The organism is Oleiphilus sp. HI0128, assembly GCF_001635365.1.
This window is the reverse complement of record NZ_LWGG01000519.1, coordinates 1-867: the sequence shown is the minus strand read 5'-3', so window position 1 is coordinate 867 and position 867 is coordinate 1. Positions and strand designations below refer to the sequence as shown.

The window sequence follows — 867 nt, the reverse complement described above, 5'->3', positions numbered from 1 at the left end:
AAAGAGGCGCTTTTGAGTGCATGCAGGTAAGCACTCAAGTCGCTTAGATGTCGATCATCAATGGCTATCTTCATCGTCACGGCTTGTTGATACTCAGTGCCGATGACTTCGCCTTGATGTTGAAAAAGCCAGTGTCGGATAGCCTGTTCGTCTGAAAAATCACATTGTATTTGGAATTCGTCGAGTTCCACTTTCAACTCTGTTTCACCTTCGTCATAGGCTTGCTGGGCCGCCTGGGAGTATGCTCTGACTAATCCGCCTGCGCCGAGCTTATACCACCAAAATAACGAATCACAATGATCATGGCATCGCCAATATCTTTATGTTGAATGACATTCAGTATCGGCTTGCCTGCGGTGCCACCGGGTTCGCCATCGTCAGACATGGCCGCGAAACTCGGACTATGAGGTGGACCGATTTGGTAGGCCCAGCAATGATGGCGAGCATCGGGGTAATCTCGTTTAGCTTGTGCCAAAGCTAGCATGGCCTGCTCTCTATCTGTAACACTAAAATGCCGGGCGATAAAACGACTCTTCTTTATTTCATAAGTAGTTTCAATGCAGTCTTTAGGGACTAAGTAACTAAGCGCCATGGCTGGATGTTCCTGATTGGGATAAGCCGACTTACGCACAGCCTATAAACGAGATGTTGGTTCGACGAAACTCTGATCTCGACTAAAATTGTAAACTAGCATAAATTTTTGTGATATTGCCAGATTGAATATGTCTTAGCACTATGCCGAATAGGCGATCTCGGGTATCCTTGCGCGCTCTTTACACTTTGGTGAATGTGTAGCTTATAACTATTGATAGCGATGCCGCCAAACTTAATCTTGTTGGGCCCATAGGATGAGTGCCAGTTGTAGTT

At 46.1% G+C, this 867-nt stretch carries 2 protein-coding genes; both read right to left on the bottom strand.

Annotation, left to right across the window (positions count from 1 at the left end; genetic code table 11):
* The coding region (locus A3763_RS29465) for a DUF1949 domain-containing protein (protein ID WP_231872117.1) at positions 1–191 on the bottom strand (191 nt) is incomplete at its 3' end.
* 59 nt (positions 192–250) lie between these two features.
* On the bottom strand, positions 251–592 hold the full coding sequence (locus A3763_RS29460; protein ID WP_068759947.1) for a YigZ family protein: 342 nt from the start codon (positions 590–592) through the stop codon (positions 251–253).
* Positions 593–867 lie beyond the last annotated feature (275 nt).